Source organism: Williamsia sp. 1135, from assembly GCF_002095395.1.
Lineage (GTDB): Bacteria > Actinomycetota > Actinomycetes > Mycobacteriales > Mycobacteriaceae > Williamsia.
Genome location: NZ_MJEI01000106.1, coordinates 253,739 through 269,844, shown reverse-complemented (window position 1 = coordinate 269,844; position 16,106 = coordinate 253,739). Strand labels below are relative to the sequence as shown.

The 16,106-nt window shown below is 67.2% G+C and carries 12 protein-coding genes and 1 pseudogene; 6 read left to right on the top strand and 7 right to left on the bottom strand.

All coding sequences use genetic code 11. The features are described from left to right. Positions 1-23: 23 nt before the first annotated feature. Together BFL43_RS25795 and BFL43_RS25790 are read right to left on the bottom strand one after the other, a co-directional pair. Positions 24-3,380 (bottom strand): UvrD-helicase domain-containing protein, encoded by a 3,357-nt coding sequence (locus BFL43_RS25795; RefSeq protein WP_240498485.1) that lies wholly within the window; start codon positions 3,378-3,380, stop codon positions 24-26. Positions 3,381-3,384: 4 nt separating this feature from the next. Beyond that, complete coding sequence (locus BFL43_RS25790) at positions 3,385-6,693, bottom strand: ATP-dependent DNA helicase (RefSeq protein WP_084896196.1); 3,309 nt, start codon at positions 6,691-6,693, stop codon at positions 3,385-3,387. Positions 6,694-6,825: 132 nt separating this feature from the next. Between BFL43_RS25790 and BFL43_RS25785 the strand changes: the two genes are divergently transcribed. Next, on the top strand, positions 6,826-7,605 hold the full coding sequence (locus tag BFL43_RS25785; protein WP_084896052.1) for an alpha/beta fold hydrolase: 780 nt from the start codon (positions 6,826-6,828) through the stop codon (positions 7,603-7,605). Positions 7,606-7,618: 13 nt separating this feature from the next. Further along, on the top strand, positions 7,619-7,924 hold the full coding sequence (locus BFL43_RS25780; RefSeq protein ID WP_084896050.1) for an MGMT family protein: 306 nt from the start codon (positions 7,619-7,621) through the stop codon (positions 7,922-7,924). Positions 7,925-7,936: 12 nt separating this feature from the next. Here BFL43_RS25780 and BFL43_RS25775 read toward each other — a convergent pair whose 3' ends face one another. Continuing rightward, positions 7,937-8,554 (bottom strand): TetR/AcrR family transcriptional regulator, encoded by a 618-nt coding sequence (locus BFL43_RS25775; RefSeq protein ID WP_168176727.1) that lies wholly within the window; start codon positions 8,552-8,554, stop codon positions 7,937-7,939. A gap of 75 nt (positions 8,555-8,629) precedes the next feature. Here BFL43_RS25775 and BFL43_RS29645 point away from each other — a divergent pair. The 4 genes and pseudogenes from BFL43_RS29645 to BFL43_RS25760 form a co-directional block, all read left to right on the top strand. Beyond that, positions 8,630-8,833, top strand: a pseudogene (locus BFL43_RS29645) (LLM class flavin-dependent oxidoreductase); the annotation flags it as partial. An 88-nt stretch (positions 8,834-8,921) separates the two neighbouring features. Then, positions 8,922-9,554, top strand: a complete 633-nt coding sequence (locus BFL43_RS25770) for an LLM class flavin-dependent oxidoreductase (protein WP_240498484.1) — start codon at positions 8,922-8,924, stop codon at positions 9,552-9,554. 121 nt (positions 9,555-9,675) lie between these two features. Further along, positions 9,676-10,953: an acyl-CoA dehydrogenase family protein gene (locus tag BFL43_RS25765; RefSeq protein ID WP_084896046.1), complete on the top strand. Its 1,278-nt coding sequence runs from the start codon at positions 9,676-9,678 to the stop codon at positions 10,951-10,953. 2 nt (positions 10,954-10,955) lie between these two features. Then, positions 10,956-12,314: a phosphotransferase family protein gene (locus tag BFL43_RS25760; protein WP_084896044.1), complete on the top strand. Its 1,359-nt coding sequence runs from the start codon at positions 10,956-10,958 to the stop codon at positions 12,312-12,314. 5 nt (positions 12,315-12,319) lie between these two features. On the opposite strand, the gene BFL43_RS25755 is transcribed toward BFL43_RS25760, so the two are convergent. The 4 genes from BFL43_RS25755 to BFL43_RS25745 are packed head-to-tail and all read right to left on the bottom strand — an operon-like array spanning position 12,320 to position 16,062. Next, the gene (locus BFL43_RS25755) at positions 12,320-13,744 is read right to left on the bottom strand and encodes an NAD(P)/FAD-dependent oxidoreductase (protein WP_084896041.1); all 1,425 of its coding nucleotides are present in this window, start codon (positions 13,742-13,744) and stop codon (positions 12,320-12,322) included. Between the two features lie 29 nt (positions 13,745-13,773). Further along, the gene (locus tag BFL43_RS29640; protein WP_240498483.1) at positions 13,774-14,568 is read right to left on the bottom strand and encodes an FGGY-family carbohydrate kinase; all 795 of its coding nucleotides are present in this window, start codon (positions 14,566-14,568) and stop codon (positions 13,774-13,776) included. Continuing rightward, positions 14,513-15,292, bottom strand: a complete 780-nt coding sequence (locus BFL43_RS29635) for an FGGY family carbohydrate kinase (RefSeq protein WP_240498482.1) — start codon at positions 15,290-15,292, stop codon at positions 14,513-14,515. The genes BFL43_RS29640 and BFL43_RS29635 overlap by 56 nt, the downstream gene beginning before the upstream one ends. Then, a complete protein-coding gene (locus BFL43_RS25745) occupies positions 15,289-16,062 on the bottom strand; it encodes an IclR family transcriptional regulator (RefSeq protein ID WP_084896039.1) in 774 nt (257 codons plus the stop codon). Before BFL43_RS25745 ends, BFL43_RS29635 begins: the two co-directional genes overlap by 4 nt. Between the last annotated feature and the right edge of the window lie 44 nt (positions 16,063-16,106).

The window sequence follows — 16,106 nt, the reverse complement described above, 5'->3', positions numbered from 1 at the left end:
ACGCCTTGCTCGTCACCCCGGACTCATTGCGACCACTTCTCCCGGCGGATCAGTGCAGCCAGCTGGGCGCGATCCGGGAGGTTCGCAGGTTCCAATGTGGTGTTGGACCGGACGTAGTGGAATGCGGCCCGCACCTTCGACAGCTCGGTGCCGGTCAACTCCGCCCAGGCCAATCGATACGCGGCGAGCTGAACGAAGACCGAATGCTCCTGTGCAGCAGTTGGCCTGGCGCCCGTCTTCCAGTCGACGACGGTGTACCCGCCGTCGGGTTCGGAGAACACCGCATCCATCCGGCCCCGGATGATCGTGTCGGCGATGACCGTCTCGAACGGCACCTCGACCTCGATCGGGTTCCTGGACGCCCAGGCAGACCGCAGGAACTGCTCGCGCAAGACCTCGAGGTCGGCGTCCGACCCACCCTCGGCATCCGCGGCACCGGGGAGCTCGTCGATGTCGAGCAGTCGGGTGGCACCGAATCTGCGCTCGACCCAGGCGTGAAAGGCAGTTCCACGGCGCGCCAGCGGATTCGGCTTGAACGGCAACGGCCGTCGCAGTCGCCGGGCGAAGGCGTCTTCGTCCTTGTCGAGTTCGACGAGTTGGCTGACCGACAGGTGCTGCGGCATCGTCACCTCGATCTCGGTTCCGTATTCGCCTGCGCGTTCGGCGAGCAGCACTGCCAGATCGTTCGCCCAGTCGCGGACCTGCGGGTCTTCTTCCAGCAGAGTCGACTCGCCGTCCTCCCCCATGTCGAACAAGGCCGGCTCACCCCGCGATCGCAGTGCCGCCCGGACCAGGTCTGCGCCGCGTTCGGTCCCCGCGCGACGGGCTCCGAGCGGATCGGCGGGCCAGGGCACCCCGGTCGTCAGCATCGCCAGCGGGTTCTCGGCCCCTTCCTCGGGTGCGTCCGCCCACCCCGCGATGGTCATCCCGGGTGCGCCGTCGGAGGAGGTCTCGATCAACCGGCAGGCGATGTCGTGCAGTTCGGTCAGGAAGATGGACGGGCCCCGCGGTTTGTCGCCGCTGTCAGACCAGTGGTGACCGGAGATCAGGAGCGCCCGTTTGGTTCTGGTGAGTGCCACGTAAAGGAGCCGGCGATCCTCCTCCAACTTGCGATTGCGCAGCGCTTCCTTGTGGCCGTCGATTGCCTCCTCGAGTTCTTTGCGATTCTCGAGGTCCCCGAGATCGAGCGGCGGGAACCCCTCCGCCCCGACACGCTCGGCCAGATCGCCTCGCAACTCAGGCGGTAGTTCACGAGCACTGCCGAGCCAGGTGCCGTCGACCTTGCCTCCGGGAAAGATGTTGGCACACAGGTGTGGGATGACCACCACATCCCACTCGAGGCCTTTCGCGGCATGCACGGTGAGGATCTGTACGCGGTCCTCGGCGATCTCGACCTTGCCCGGTTCGAGACCCTTCTCGATGTCGGCAGCCGATTCCAGGAAGGCCAGCAGACCGGGCAGCGTGGCCGCGGACCGTTCGGTGTAGTCGGCGACGTACTCGGCGAATGCGTCGAGATGTTCGCGGCCGGTGATGTTTCCGCGCAGGTCGCGGGCCCGGATCTGGGCCTCGACGTCGACCCCGGTGACCCGCTCGACTTCTGCAACGAGCTCGGGCAACGGTTGCCCGATCCGCGCCCGCAGGATCGTCAACTGATGGCCGAAGGACTTGATCCGGCGATACCCGTCCGGCGAATACCGCTGTGCGGGTCCGGGATCGGCCAGCGCGTCGCCGAGTCCGGCCTGATCGACGGTTTCGGTCGGGACCGCTGAATCGAGTGCACTGTCGAGCTCTTCGAGGCTGGTCATCGCACCGGTGACGATGTTGGTCCCGGCCGCGAGGTCGCGCGCCCTGGCCCAGAGCGCAGCGAGATCTCGCGCGCCGATCCGCCAGCGAGGCCCGGTGAGCAGTCGCACTGCGGCGGTGCCGGCCATCGGATCGGCCATCAGCCGCAACATGGCCACCACATCCTGCACTTCGGGCACCCCGAGAAGACCACCGATACCGACGACTTCGGCCGCGATGCCGCGGTCGGTCAGCTCCGCCGCCAGCGGAGCCGAGTCCTCGTTGCGGCGCACCAGGATCGCCACCGTGGGCGGGACGTCACCGGCCTCGTTGTACTCACGTTCGATCTGATCGACGACCCAGGTTCGTTCCTGGACCACCGTCTCGGTCAGGGCAAGGTCGATGGTGCCCGCGGGCGCGTCATCGCGTGGCCGCAGGATGCTCACCGGGACACCACGCCGACGTAGTTCCTCCGACGCGGCATTGGCCATGTCGAGCGCGTAGCGGGCGTTGCGCCAGCTGGTCAGCAGTTCGAGTCGCTGCGCCTGTGTGCCGTCGCTGCACCGGAAGTCAGTGGTGAAACGAGGCAGGTTGGCCGCGGAGGCACCGCGCCACCCGTAGATCGACTGGATCGGGTCGCCGACCGCCGTCACGGCGATGCCGCTACCGGAGAGAACCCCGGGCGGCGTACCGAACAGGTGCGAGAGCAATACGCGCTGCGAGTGCCCGGTGTCCTGGTACTCGTCGAGTAGTACCGCACCGATGGCGGCGCGTTCGGTCTCGGCCACTTCCGGATGGGTCGCAACGAGTTTCGCCGCCAGCGACATCTGACTGCCGAAGTCGAGGACGTTGGCATCGCGCATGGTCTGACCGAGCGCGGCAACCAGCGGGATCAGCTCACGTCGCTCGTCGATGACGGCCTGGATGTTCCGCAGTTTCTGAGGAGGCTCGGGACGTTGTCTGCCGGTGGGCGGCAAGGTGTCGATGAGTTCGTACAGTTCGTCACCGGCCGCGGCGAGCTGGTCGAGGCCGACGAGGTGCTCGGACAGCTCCCCGTAGAGCTTGAGTACCGATTCGGTGACTCCACCAGGGGTTTTGGGGGTGTTGAGATCGTCCGACCATCCGGCCACCACCGAAAAGGCAAGTTGCCAGAGCTCGGTCTCGCTGAGCAGGGTCGCCGACGGTTCCACCGGCAGCAAGAGCCCGTAGTCGGCGATCAACCGGCCCGCGTATGCGTGGTAGGTGCTGACCTGAGGGTCGGCGGACCGCAATTGGGCACGCAGGGTGCCCTCGGGGTCCCAGCGACCCATCGCCGACGACCCGGCGAGCATCGACAATCGTCTGCGGATACGCGCTGCGAGCTCCTGCGCCGCCTTGCGCGTGAACGTCAGGCCCAGCACGCCATCGGGCTCGACGAGCCGGTTGGCGACCAACCACACCACCCGCGACGCCATTGTCTCGGTCTTGCCCGCACCTGCGCCCGCGACCACGAGCACCGGTTCCATCGGCGCCTCTATGACCTCGACCTGTTCGTCAGTGGGCGGCGGCAGCGCCAGAGCACCGGCCAGCACGCGCGCGGAGATCCTGGGGGTCGTCATCGGGTCAGCCATCGGTCACCGTCCGCCCTTCGAGCTGTGCGGGACAACTCGACTTGAGCGAGCAGTGCCCGCACCCGTCGTTGATGGTGGCGACGAAACCGGGACCGATGCTGCGGTGGGCGGCTGCTCGCACCACCGCGAGCCACTGGTCGACCTGCTCGGGACCCAAGGGTTCCTGATCTCGCTGGGCTGCACCGGTTTTACCGTTCGAGTTGTTGACGTAGACGAGTGCGCCGCCGCCCGGTTCCACCGGTCCCACCTCGGGTACGCCACCGAGACTCAACGCGAGCTGATAGGTGGCCAGCTGAGCGTGATCCTGACCGGCCTGCACCGAGATGGTGCTCTTGCCGGTCTTGACGTCAACGACGACCGGACGCCCCTGTGAGTCCTTCTCGAGCCGGTCGATACGTCCGCGCAGACGAACTTCGGGCATGTCGATGATCTCGCCCTCCGGATCGGCCACCCGGGCGGCCTCGATGCGCGCGTCCACGTCCATCTCGACGCCGACCTCGGTCAGCCCGCTTCGCGAGAGTTTGAGCCACTGACGGAAATTGGTGAGCATCTCCTCGGTGCGTTCGAGTTCGCGCCTGGAGAACCACGGCGCACCGACGTCGACCTGATCCCACACGCGCCGCAGCGCGGCCGTCACGTCGTCGGGTGGGATCTTGCCTGCCACGGCCTGCACCAGCGTGTGTACGAGCGTGCCGGCGACCGCGGGTTTGGAATCACCGTCGCGACCCCCGTACCGTTCCAGCATCCAGCGGAGGGAGCACGCACCGAGCGCTTCGACGCTGGATGGCGAAAGAGTCAGCGGCCCCGATGATTCCGACCACAGCGGAATGTCGGAGCTCGGTCCGGCGAGGCCGTACCACTCGTCGGGGTGCGCGCCGGGGACTCCCGCATCGGCGAGCTCGGCGAGCATGTCCGCGGCCGCCTGCGTACGCGGCCCGGGTTCGCCCGGCGAGGCGCACACCTCGGCACGCAACGCCGCCACCAGCGAGGACAGCGACAACACCCGCCGTAGCCCGGGCTCGATCGGCAACTCCAGCTCCGCTGGTTCTGCGTCAGCCTCATCGAGATCACCACCGACGACGGCCGCGAGTTCACCGACGAAACGCGAGGGCGCGGCGTCGCCGCTACCGTCGTCGACCGCGCTCACCATCAACCGGCTCCGGGCGCGACTGCACGCGACGAGCAGTAGCCGGCGTTCTTCTGCCAACGCCATAGCGGTCCGGGAGATCGTGTCGAGCGCGTCGGCATCGACCCCGTCGAGCAGATCCACCAATTGCCCGGTGCCCAGGATGCTTCCGCGACTGCGCAGACTCGGCCACAACCCGTCCTGTACGCCCGCGACGGCCACCACCTCCCACTCCCGGCCTGCCGCCGCGTGCGCCGACAGAACGGTCACCGCATCCGACGTCGACTGCGCCATCCTCGATTCGGTGGGTATCTGCAGCGCGCTGAGGTAGTCGACGAACCCGCCCAGGGTGGCCGCGGGCAGACTGTCGGCGAAGTTGGCGGCGGCGTCGAACAACGCGACCATCGCATCGAGATCTCGATCGGCCTGCGCGCCGCCGGGGCCGTGGTCGCGGCGCATCACCTGATTCGACCATCGCTGTCCGAGGCCGGTGGCCTGCCAGGCCTCCCACAGGATCTCCTCGATGCTGCGGCGTGCGGCATCCGCGGTCCGGGCGGCGGCGATCACGGCCAACACTCTTGCGAGAGGTCGCCTTTCGATCTCGGTGAGTCCGTCGAGGTAATCGGTCACGTCGACATCGTCACCGGCTCGACCCGTGGTGGACCCACTGACCAGGTCGGCGATCACAGTGCCGGAGTCGCGGTCACGACCGGTCTCGGTCTCGATGCGCCGCACTCCGCGCCGCAGTCGCCGCAGCGCCGCCGGATCGGCCCCACCGATCGGACCCGCGAGCAGTTCGAGCACCTCGGTCGGTTCCAGCGGGCCGTCCACTGCGCGCAGAGCCAGCAACATCGCGGCCACCGACCGCTGCCGCGCCAGCGGGATCTCGCTCGCCGGGGTCATGACGGGGACCCCCGCCGAGCGCAGCGCCCGCCGCAGTGGTGCCATCGCCCGCGGTACCGAACGCACGATGACCGCCATCGACGACCACGGCACGTCGTCGTACAGATGAGCGCGACGCATCATGTCCGCGATGGCGGTGGCTTCTTTCGCGGCGGAACCGTAGATGCGGACAACCGGCGCAGGAGCGTCGGGGGTGTCTGCCTCCGAGCGACGCCGCCGCGGGCCCGGGAGCCGGGCCGCAATTGATCCCCCGAGATCGCTGATGGGCTTGGTCGAACGAAAATTGTTGTCCAGGCGAATGTCCCGATCCGGATCGGCAATATCGTCGAGGAATCCGGAGCTCGCACCACGGAAGCTGTAGATCGATTGATCACCGTCGCCCGCAATGACCGCCTGCGCTGCCCCGGCACCGATCAGGCGGACCAGCGTCGCGGCCTGGGGATCGAGGTGCTGAGCGTCGTCGACCAGCAGATAACGGACCCTGGCGCGCTCACTGCGGAGCAATTCCGGATCGGTTGCGAACGCCGTGAGAGCGGAACCCACCAGTTCGGCGGCGTCCACGGCGGGCGCTGTGGCCTGCGGGGCTTCCAAGCCGACAGCACCTCGCAGCAGCCCTCCCTGCTCGTACTGCCGGTAGGCCTTGCCGACGGCCTGCCACTCGGGGCGTTTGTGCGCGCGCCCCAGCGCGATGAGATCTTCCGGGCCCACCCCTCGCTCGGCAGCGCGCATCATCATGTCGCGCAGCGCCTGAGCAAAGCCGTTGGTGCCCAATGCCGGCCGCAATCGCTCCGGCCAATACTCGGCTCCGTCCTCGATGTCGCCCGCGAGCAGCTCCCGCAATACGGCGTCCTGCTCGGCACCGGTGATCAATCGGGGCGGCGGGTTGTCATGTGCGGCAGCCTGCAGACGCAGGACAGCAAAGGCGTAGGAGTGGATCGTCCGGACGATCGGTTCTCGGGTCGCCCGCGGAGCGCGTCCGGTTGCACCCGGTGTCTGTGCGAGCAGCCGCGCCGTGATCTGCTCGCGAAGTTCGGTGGCCGCTCGCCGGCCGGAGGCGAGGACAAGGATCGACTCCGGGTCGATGTCCGGATTGCTCAATCGCGCGACCGCGATGTCGACGATCAGCGACGTCTTGCCGGTGCCTGCTCCCCCGTGCACCCGGACAGGGCGGAACCCTGGAGGCGTCTCGGTCACTCCGTCGATGAGCTGGGCTGCCGCCGGGGGCCAGCTGCGTGTGGGTGCGGGCACGACCGGCGCCGACACCAGCCGCATCGTCAATGCGGGCACACCCACTCCTTTCCTTGGCTACGACGATGGTGTCACGGAGGACCGACACGGCCGTTCGCGCGGCGTCGGGTCGGTCTCGGCAGGCCGCTCGGCCTGCGGTCAGGCACGATTGTCGTCATGTCTACGTTGAACGTCGAGGTGTTCGGACCGGCCGATGGCCCGTCGGTGCTTGCAGTGCACGGGCTGACCGGACACGGTAAACGCTGGGTGGACCTGGCCGCGGCGCTTCCGCAGGCCAGGATCGTCGCACCCGACCTGCTCGGTCATGGCTGGTCCCCGTTCACTCCGCCGTGGTCGATCGAGGCGCAGGTCGACGCGCTGGCGGACGTGGTCGAGGAATACATCGACGGACCCGTGGTGGTCGTCGCCCACTCGTACGGCGGCGCACTGGCGCTGCACCTGTCCCGTCGGATGCCGGACCGCTTCCGGCGCCTCATCCTGCTCGACCCCGCCATCGGCCTCGAACCGCAGTGGATGGCAGACGTGGCGACCAGCTACATGTCGCATTACGACTACCCCGACGAGGCGGCGGCGCGGGAGGGCAAACTCGGCGAATCGTGGGCGGAACTAACGCCGGAGATCTTGGATCGCGAGATCGCCGATCACCTGATCGACGTCGGGGATCGGGTCAACTGGCGCATCCACCCGGGAATGGTCGTGACCACATGGAATGAGTTGAGTCGCCCATTCGTGCTGCCACCGGCAGACCTTCCGGTCGATCTCGTCCAGGCGATGCACGTGCAGCCGCCCTATGTCACCGCCGATTTCCGCGCGGCCCTCTCGGCTCAGCAGGGTGACCTGCTGACGGTCTTCGACGAGGACTGCGGTCACATGGTGCCGTTCGCCCGGCCAGAACTCACGGCGAAACTCGTGTCGGAAGCGCTGGCCGGGCAGTAAAGTCGGGCTGATCATGGCGCAGATCACCGAAGAACAGGTCGAACGGGTTCGCGAGATCGTCGCCTCGGTACCGGTGGGCACGGTGACCACCTATGGGGATGTGGCAGCTGCGGCGGGACTCTCGAGTGCCCGCATCGTCGGCTGGATCATGCGCACCGACTCCGCCGACCTCCCCTGGCACCGAGTCATCGCGGTCAGCGGCAAACCCGCCCCGCATCTGCGCACCACACAGCTCGAGAACCTCCGCGCCGAAGGGGTTCCCGTGTTCGATGGTCGCGTCGACATGAAAGTCGCGCGCGTCGATCTCACCGAGTCGTAAGCGGCCACCGGCTCATCCGGGTCTGTTATCTGCCGGCGGAGCCAAGGCGCGGAACGCAGCCGCCGACCCGACGGCCACCGAATGCAGGAAGCCGGGCGTCGCCGGTTCACCCTGCTCGTGCACGCGGTGATGAATGGGGCCTGTGACGAAGCCATAGGCGACCCCGGGCGAGAGACCTGTTCCCAATTCGCCGCGACGCCGCGCACGCACGATGATGTCCTTCAGCGCTGCCACGCGTGGGCCGACGAACTTCTCGGTCACCTGGGCGTGGAACTCCGCGTTCCGGCCGAGCTCGGAGATCACGTCGACGGCGAGATCCTCGGGATCTACACAGTCGAACCCTGCCACGGCGGTCACGAATGCCGCGAGGTCGCCGTCCAGGGACCCGGTGTCGACGTCCGGCACCGTCTGACTCAACGACCCGAGCGCGGCCGCAACGAGATCCTGCTTGGTGGGCCACCGCCGGTAGACGGTCGCCGACGACGTCCCAGACCGCTTGATGACCGCACCCATGGTCAGTCCGCCGTACCCATCGAGACGAAGGACTTCCAAAGCCGCGGCGAGGATGGCCTCGTCGGCGGCCGCGCTGCGGCGACGGCCACGGCGGACGGGAGCTTCGTTCGGCGTCATGATCACGACTCTACCGAAAGGGTGTAGTTTCGAAATAGAATCGTTTCGTAATGCGACCAACGCGGGGAGAATCATATGACCACATCCACTCTCATCGAAGACGCCCGCCGATCACTAGGCCGGGTCGGCGCCTTCGTCCCGAACATCCCGTTCGCCCAGCCGACATCGGTCGAGCAGCAGCGCACCGCCGTGCGCCGCCTTGAACAAGCGGGCTTCGGGGCGGCCTGGATCAACGAGGGCGTCGGCGGCAAGGACGTGTTCACACAGTTGGCCGTACTGGCCGCCGCGACAGACGACCTCGTCTTCGGTACCGCGGTGGCCAACATCTGGGCGCAGGCCGCCACAGACCGCGCACGGCGCGTCAGCGATGCTCGCCCAGGCCTTCCCCGGGCGATTCGTGCTCGGCCTCGGTGTGGGATATCCAGATCAGGCCGCCGCGGTCGGCAGGGACTTCAACCGTCCACTCGCGACGATGAGCGCCTACCTCGACGAGATGTACGTTCCGCAGGCGATGACGCCGGCGCCGGGCGACCGTTACCCCCGCATCGTCGCCGCAGGTGGACCGAAGATGCTGTACCTTGCCGGGCGCGACGCCGATGGCGCACTGCCGACCCTGGTGCCACCCGAATACACCAGGCGCGCACGACAGGAACTCGGCCCGGACAAGCTGTTGGTCATCGGGCTCAGCGTCGCCGCCGATGCCGATCCCGATCGAGCGAAGGCGGTGGCACAGCACTTCGCGACAGCCGTGATCAGCCGACCGGGGTCGCCCTACGCCGTCAACCTCGCCCGGCTCGGCTACACCAGCGAAGAACTCTCGGTGCCTGCAGACCGGTTGGTCGACGATGTGATCGGATACGGCGATGCCCGCGCGATCGCCGCGAAGGTCCAGGAGCATCTCGATGCCGGCGCCGATCACGTCCGGATTGCCACGATCGCCGACGATTTCGGCACCGGCGTCGATCAGCTCGAAGAACTCGGGGCACACATGCGGCTGTGACCGCGTTCGGGGACGTTTGATCAGAGTTCTTCGCCTCTTTCACAAATCACTGCGCAGGAGAGCAGTGAAAGATTACGGTCGTGCTGAACGATTGTTCAGAGCACCCGGAGAGAGGCCATCGATGGACTACAACCTGCCCGAGGACATCACCGAGATCCTGCGGGAGATCGACGAGTTCATCGACGCCGAGATCCGGCCGCTGCAGGAGTCCGACGACAACAATCGGTTCTTCGATCACCGGCGGGAGTGGGCGCGTACCGACTTCGAGGGCGGCGGCGTGCCACGGCAGGACTGGGAAGAGTTACTCGGTGAGATGCGCAGGCGTGCGGATGCGGCCGGTTGGCTGCGCTATGGCCTGCCGGCGCAGGTCGGTGGCCGCGATGGTTCGAGTTTCGACATGGCCATCATCCGAGAACACCTCGCCCACAAGGGATTGGGTCTGCACAACGACCTGCAGAACGAGTCCTCGATCGTCGGAAACTTTCCTTTCGCCCACATGCTCATGAACTTCGGCACCACCGAACAACAGGACGAGTTCCTCGAGCCGATGATCCGCGGGGAGGCACGGATCGGATTCGGACTCACCGAACCAGACCACGGCAGCGACGCCACCTGGATGGAGACCACCGCCCGCAAGGTGGGCGATTCCTGGATCATCAACGGCGGCAAACGCTTCAACTCCGGCATGCACAACGCCACCCACGATGTCGTCTTCGCCCGAACCTCGGGTAAAGACGGCGACGCCCGCGGCATCACCGCGTTCTTCGTGCCCACCGATCGACCCGGGTTCTCCGTCGACTTCCAATGGTGGACGTTCAACATGCCCACCGACCACGCCGAAGTGACCATCACCGACGTCGAGGTCCCGGACTCCGCGATCTTCGGCGCCGAAGGCGAGGGCCTCGCCGTGGCGCAGTCCTTCGTGCACGAGAACCGGATCCGGCAGGCCGCCTCCGGCGTCGGCGCCGCCCAGTACTGTATCGACCAGAGCGTCGAATATGCCCGAAGCAGACACACTTTCGGCGCGCCTCTGGCGACCCGGCAGGCAATCCAGTTCCCGCTCGTCGAACTGCACACCGAAGCCGAACTCGTCCGCGGTCTGGTCCGCAAGACCGCCTGGGAACTCGACCGCATCCCCCACATGCAGATCAGCGACCGCGTCTCGATGTGCAACTACCGCGCGAACCGCCTCGTATGCGACGCCGCCGATCAGGCCATCCAGGTCCATGGCGGTATGGGATACACCCGCCACATGCCGTTCGAACACATCTATCGCCACCACCGCCGCTACCGCATCACCGAAGGATCCGACGAAGTACAGATCCGCAAGATCGCCGGATACCTCTTCGGCTTCGCCGGACCGGGTAAACGTCGCTCCAGCGACGCGGGCGATCAGTAGGCATGATCGATCAGAGCGACATGGAACGCCGGCTGGCTGCACGACTGACCGAGGTGTCCGGACACGACACGCAGGTCACCGACCTCGTCCGCCTGACGGGCGGCGCCAACAGCGAGACCTGGTCATTCGTGGCAACCACCGCCGGTGGCGCCCGCCGGCTGATACTTCGGCGGCAACCGGGTGATCCGAACGGCCCTCTCGGGATGGCGCGCGAGTCGAGTGTCATCGCGGCAGCCGAGCGAGCGGGTATCGCTGTTCCCAAGCTGGTGGACTTCGCGGGCGCGGACAGCACGCTGGGCGCCCAGTACCTGATCTGCGAACACATCGAGGGTGAGACGATTCCGCGAAAGTTGCTGCGCGACGAACGATTCGCACAGGCCCGACGCGGGATGGCCGCGCAGCTCGGCCGAACCCTTGCCCAGATCCACGCAATCCCACCCGACTCCGTGCCGGAGCTGCGGACCGTGCCGGCCGGCGGCGTCGAGGATCTTCGGGAGCGTTATCTCGAACTCGATGTCCCGTCCGCGGTCACCGAAATCGCCCTGGCCTGGCTGGCCGCGCATCAACCCGACCCCGTTGCCGAGGCGGTGGTCCACGGCGACTTCCGGAACGGAAACCTCATCGTCGACGAATCGGGGCTGGCGGCCGTGATCGACTGGGAGCTCGCCCATATCGGCGATCCCCGCGAAGACCTCGGCTGGCTGCTCGTGAAGTGCTGGCGATTCGGTACCGAACCCGAGGTCGGGGGCTTCGGCAGCATCGATGAACTCCTGGACGGGTACGCCGAGGTGGCCGGACATCGGCCGGATGTGGACGCGGTGCGCTGGTGGCAGCTCTATCGCACGGTGTGGTGGAGCATCGGCTGCGCCCAGATGGTCGCCCGACACCTCTCCGGCAAAGAGCGCTCGGTGGAGCTGGCGACGATCGGACGTCGGGTGTGCGAACAGGAACACGATGCGTTGCTGCTGCTGGGGTACCCCGCCGACCCGGATACACCGGCTCCACTCCAGCAGAACGAGGCCGATCTGCATGGCCGTCCCACGGCCGCCGAGCTGGTTGATGCGGTCGCCGAGTTCTTGCGCGACTCCGTGGTGCCCGGCCCCGACCGCGAGGTGGGGTTCAAAGCCCGCGTTGCTGCCAACGCGCTGGATATCGTCGGCCGCGAGCTGACAATCGGTAAGGGGCAAGTCCAGGCCGACCGAGAACGATTCGAAGCACTCGGCTTTCGCTCCGAGACCGACGTGGCGCTGGCCATCCGAACCGGAAAGATCGCGGCCACCGACCCCGCGATGATTGCAGCAGTCCGGGCATCGGCCACCGATCGCCTGGCGGTCGCCAATCCCCGCTATCTGGCTCAGTAGTCAGGTCATGCGTCGAGGTTCGCCCGCGCCTTCAGCGCCGACGTCGCGGCGTTGAATCCACACAGTCCGTGAGCCCCCGCTCCTGGCGGGGTGGCAGCCGAACAGAGGTACACGCCATCGATACCCGTGAAGTAAGGGTCGAGGGCCAGGCGCGGCCGAAAGACCAGCCGCCACGGTGTATTCGCCCCTGTCACCACGTCACCGCCGACAAAGTTCTGATTGTCCGCCTCGATGCGTGCGACTGAACGGACACGTTTCGCAACGACACGGCTACCGAAACCTGGTGCGAAACGCTCGATCTGGGCTTCGATCGCCGCGGTGGCGTCACCCGTCCACCCCGACGGCACGTGTGCGTACAGGTCGATCGGATGGACATCCCCGTTGGATCTCCCTGGATCGGCGAGATACTGCTGGCCGACCAGCACGAATGGCCGACTCGGCATGACCCCACGGTGAACGTCGCGCTCGGCGGCGGCGATGTCGTCGAAACTGCCGCCGACGTGCACGGTGCCTGCCGATCGCGACGCGGCGTCGGCCCACGGAATGCCCTCGCGCACCGCGTATGAGATCTGAAAGGCCGCCGGTCCGTGCCGAAAGCGGCGGTACGCCCGGCTGATTCGACTCGGCATGGCAGCACCCGCGATATCGGCGGCAGCGCCGGGTGCGGTGTCGAGCATGACGATATCCGGCGAATCGAGGTCCGCCAGCGACCGCACCTGCACACCGGTCTCGATACTTCCGCCCAGGTCGACCAGCGCTGCCGCCATCGCTGTGGAGATGGCTCCCGATCCTCCTTCTGCCACTGCCCAGCCATAGGTGTGCGCGGCGGAACCGAGCGCCACTCCGATGGCCGCAGACCCCACTGTTCCGAACGGTCGAAACGCATGGGCGACAACACCGCCGAAGAGTGCTCGGGCTTCCTCGGTGGGAAACAGCCGGGCCAGAACAGCTGCCGGCATGGCGGCGAATGCACCGAACCGGGCCAGTTTGATCGGGTGAGCGGGAACATGCAGGATCGGCTTGGTGAAGTCGGTGCTGATGTCCGCGAATCGATCCGACACCGCGCCGAACACCCGGTTCCACGCAGGCCCGGCGGCGCCCAGCTCATCGGCGGTGCGCGATGCCGAGCGATACGCCCCGACCCCGCCTCCGCCGTCGAGAGGATGTGAATACTCGATGTCGGCCGATCTCCACCTCAACCCGTAGCGGTTGAGATCGACGCTGCGCGCGAAGGCATTGTCGAGGGCAAGCGGGTGCGCGAACGAGCACTCGTCGTGCAGGACGCCGGTGCCGGTGTAGTCGCCGCTGCGGGCGCCACCACCGATGAGCGGAGCCGCCTCGAGGACCCGGACCCGCACGCCGGCGGCCGCCAGGGTCACTGCTGCCGAAAGCCCATTGGGCCCGCTACCCACGACCACTGCGTTCGTCATCTGTCCACCCTTCTACGCTCGTCCCCCGCTCAGGCCGGGTCCCACTGCGACGCCAGCTCGACGGCCATGGACCAATTCGCGACCCGGCGTTCGCGATCGGCGGGATCGATGCCCGGCTGCCAGACCGCGCCGGTGTGCCAATTGCGGCGAAGCTGTTGCTCATCGGTCCACAGACCCACACTGAAACCGGCGGCGTAGGCGGCCCCGAGCGCGACGGCCTCGGCCATCTGCGGACGTTTTACCGTCACATCGCAGATGTCGGCGATGGTCTGCATCAGGGTGTTGTTGGCCGTCATGCCGCCGTCGACCACGAGTTCGGTCAACGACATCTCCACACCCGCGGCGGCCAGGTCGTCGTTGAGTGCTGCAACCATGGACCGGGCGGCAAAAGCGTTGGTCTCGAGCGCTGCCCGCGCCAGATGTCCCCGGGTGATGTACGACGTCAGACCCACGATCAGCCCCCGGCTCGCGGACACCCAGTGCGGCGCATGCAGTCCCGAGAAGGCCGGGACGATGTAGCAGCCGCCGTTGTCATCGACCGTCGACGCGAGAGTCTCGATCTCGGCCGGGGTGCCGATGATGCCGAGGTTCTCCCTGATCCACTCGACCAGTGCACCGGCCGTGGGATTCGATCCCTCCAGCGCGTAGCGGATCGGTTGGCCGTCCATCTGAAAGGCCACCGTGGTGATCAGACCGTGTCTGGAGCGGACCAGAGTCGTACCGGTGTTGAAGAGCAGGAACCCTCCGGTGCCGAGCGTGTATTTGGACTCACCGGCCCTCAGCGCCGTCTGTCCCACCAGCGCAGCTTGCTGATCTCCGATCATCGCGCTGATCGGAATCCCGGGGACCGGGGACACCGTTGCCCCCACCTTTGCTCAACGACGGCCTTATCTCGGGCAGGATCTCCGCGGGAATGTCGAAGATCTCGAGCAGGCGCGGATCCCACTGCGCAGTCTCAATGTTCATGAGCATGGTGCGGCTCGCGTTGGTGGGATCGGTGATGTGGAGTCCTCCGTCCACACCGCCGGTGAGGTTCCACACGAGCCAGCTGTCCATCGTCCCGAAGAGGACGGTGCCCTCCGCGGCCGCTGCGCGAGATCCCGGGCATGCGTCGAGAAGCCAGCTCAGACGCGGCGCGCTGAAATAGTTGGAGAGCGGAGCCCCGGTCCGATGCTCGACGTCGGCCCCGATCCCCTGCGCCCGCAGCGACTCCACCATCTCGGTGGTCCGGGTGTCCTGCCACACAATCGCCCGATGCAGCGGGATGCCGGTGTTTCGGTCCCAGATCACCGTGGTCTCACGCTGATTGGTGATACCCAACCCCACCAGCTGACTCGCGTCGATACCGCCCGAATGCAGGGCCTCCGGGATCAACCGCTCCACCAGATTCCAGATCTCGAGCGCGTCGTGTTCAACCCAGCCGGGCTCGGGAAAATGCTGTGTGTGCTTGCGCTGGGCCATCGACACCATGACGCCGCCGCGGTCGTAGATGATGCAGCGCGTCGAACTCGTTCCCTGATCGATCGCCGCGACGTACCTCGTGGTCATGGCAGCTGCCCATGACCCATGGCACGGGAGATCGAACGCGCTGATCCGATGATGTTGTCCAACAGAGGTGCACGCGGTGCGCCGCCCCGTCCACACAGCTCGTCGATGGCGCCCGAAACACCGACCGCGGCCATCACGACCCCGCCCTGGTCGCGAACGGGCGCGGCAATCGTTGCCACCTCCGGATCCAGATCACCACAGCCGCACGCCCATCCCCTGTCCCGGACCTCGGCGAGTTCGTGAGCCAGTTCGGCGCCGTCGGTGATCGTGCGGTGCGTGTGACGATCGAGTCCGCCCGCGACGAGCTCCCGGGCGAGACGTACATCGAAGGCGAGGTGGATCCGGCCCAGAGCGCTCGCATGCGCGGGCACGATCTGACCGGTACGCAGCGACGGGAGACCCACGCCGCTCGCCGACAGTACGTCGTGCACGATCCGCGCCTGCTTGCCTTGGAGCACGCTGATCTGCGTCGCCAACGCGGTCCTGGCCGCGAGAGCGTCGGTCCAGTTCATCGCCCGGGCCCGGACCTCGTTGAGATCCCAGCGGTTCTTTCGCGCCCCGAACGGGTCGTCGGCGAGCCAGTACCCGGCGGTGTCCGGCGTCTGTTCGACGGCGCCGACCGCGACCAGGGTGCGGACCAGTCCGTGCGCCGTCGTCTTGGCGAGGCCGAGGGTTGAGGCGATCTCTGTCAGACCCACCGGCTCGGACCTGGTCGCGAGCAGATGCAGCACCGCGGTCGCGCGCTCCACCGACTGGATCAGACCTGGCACTCTTCGGACGCTACTCGAACTGCGACCGAGGCGTTCGACATTGT

Excerpts from the sequence above, each read along its gene's own strand:
- BFL43_RS25795 (WP_240498485.1), bottom strand. The coding sequence starts at position 3,380 with ATGACGACCCCCAGGATCTCCGCGCGCGTGCTGGCCGGTGCTCTGGCG.
- BFL43_RS25790 (WP_084896196.1), bottom strand. The coding sequence starts at position 6,693 with ATGCGGCTGGTGTCGGCGCCGGTCGTGCCCGCACCCACACGCAGCTGG.
- BFL43_RS25785 (WP_084896052.1), top strand. The coding sequence starts at position 6,826 with ATGTCTACGTTGAACGTCGAGGTGTTCGGACCGGCCGATGGCCCGTCG.
- BFL43_RS25780 (WP_084896050.1), top strand. The coding sequence starts at position 7,619 with ATGGCGCAGATCACCGAAGAACAGGTCGAACGGGTTCGCGAGATCGTC.
- BFL43_RS25775 (WP_168176727.1), bottom strand. The coding sequence starts at position 8,554 with ATGACGCCGAACGAAGCTCCCGTCCGCCGTGGCCGTCGCCGCAGCGCG.
- BFL43_RS25770 (WP_240498484.1), top strand. The coding sequence starts at position 8,922 with ATGCTCGCCCAGGCCTTCCCCGGGCGATTCGTGCTCGGCCTCGGTGTG.
- BFL43_RS25765 (WP_084896046.1), top strand. The coding sequence starts at position 9,676 with ATGGACTACAACCTGCCCGAGGACATCACCGAGATCCTGCGGGAGATC.
- BFL43_RS25760 (WP_084896044.1), top strand. The coding sequence starts at position 10,956 with ATGATCGATCAGAGCGACATGGAACGCCGGCTGGCTGCACGACTGACC.
- BFL43_RS25755 (WP_084896041.1), bottom strand. The coding sequence starts at position 13,744 with ATGACGAACGCAGTGGTCGTGGGTAGCGGGCCCAATGGGCTTTCGGCA.
- BFL43_RS29640 (WP_240498483.1), bottom strand. The coding sequence starts at position 14,568 with ATGATCGGAGATCAGCAAGCTGCGCTGGTGGGACAGACGGCGCTGAGG.
- BFL43_RS29635 (WP_240498482.1), bottom strand. The coding sequence starts at position 15,292 with ATGACCACGAGGTACGTCGCGGCGATCGATCAGGGAACGAGTTCGACG.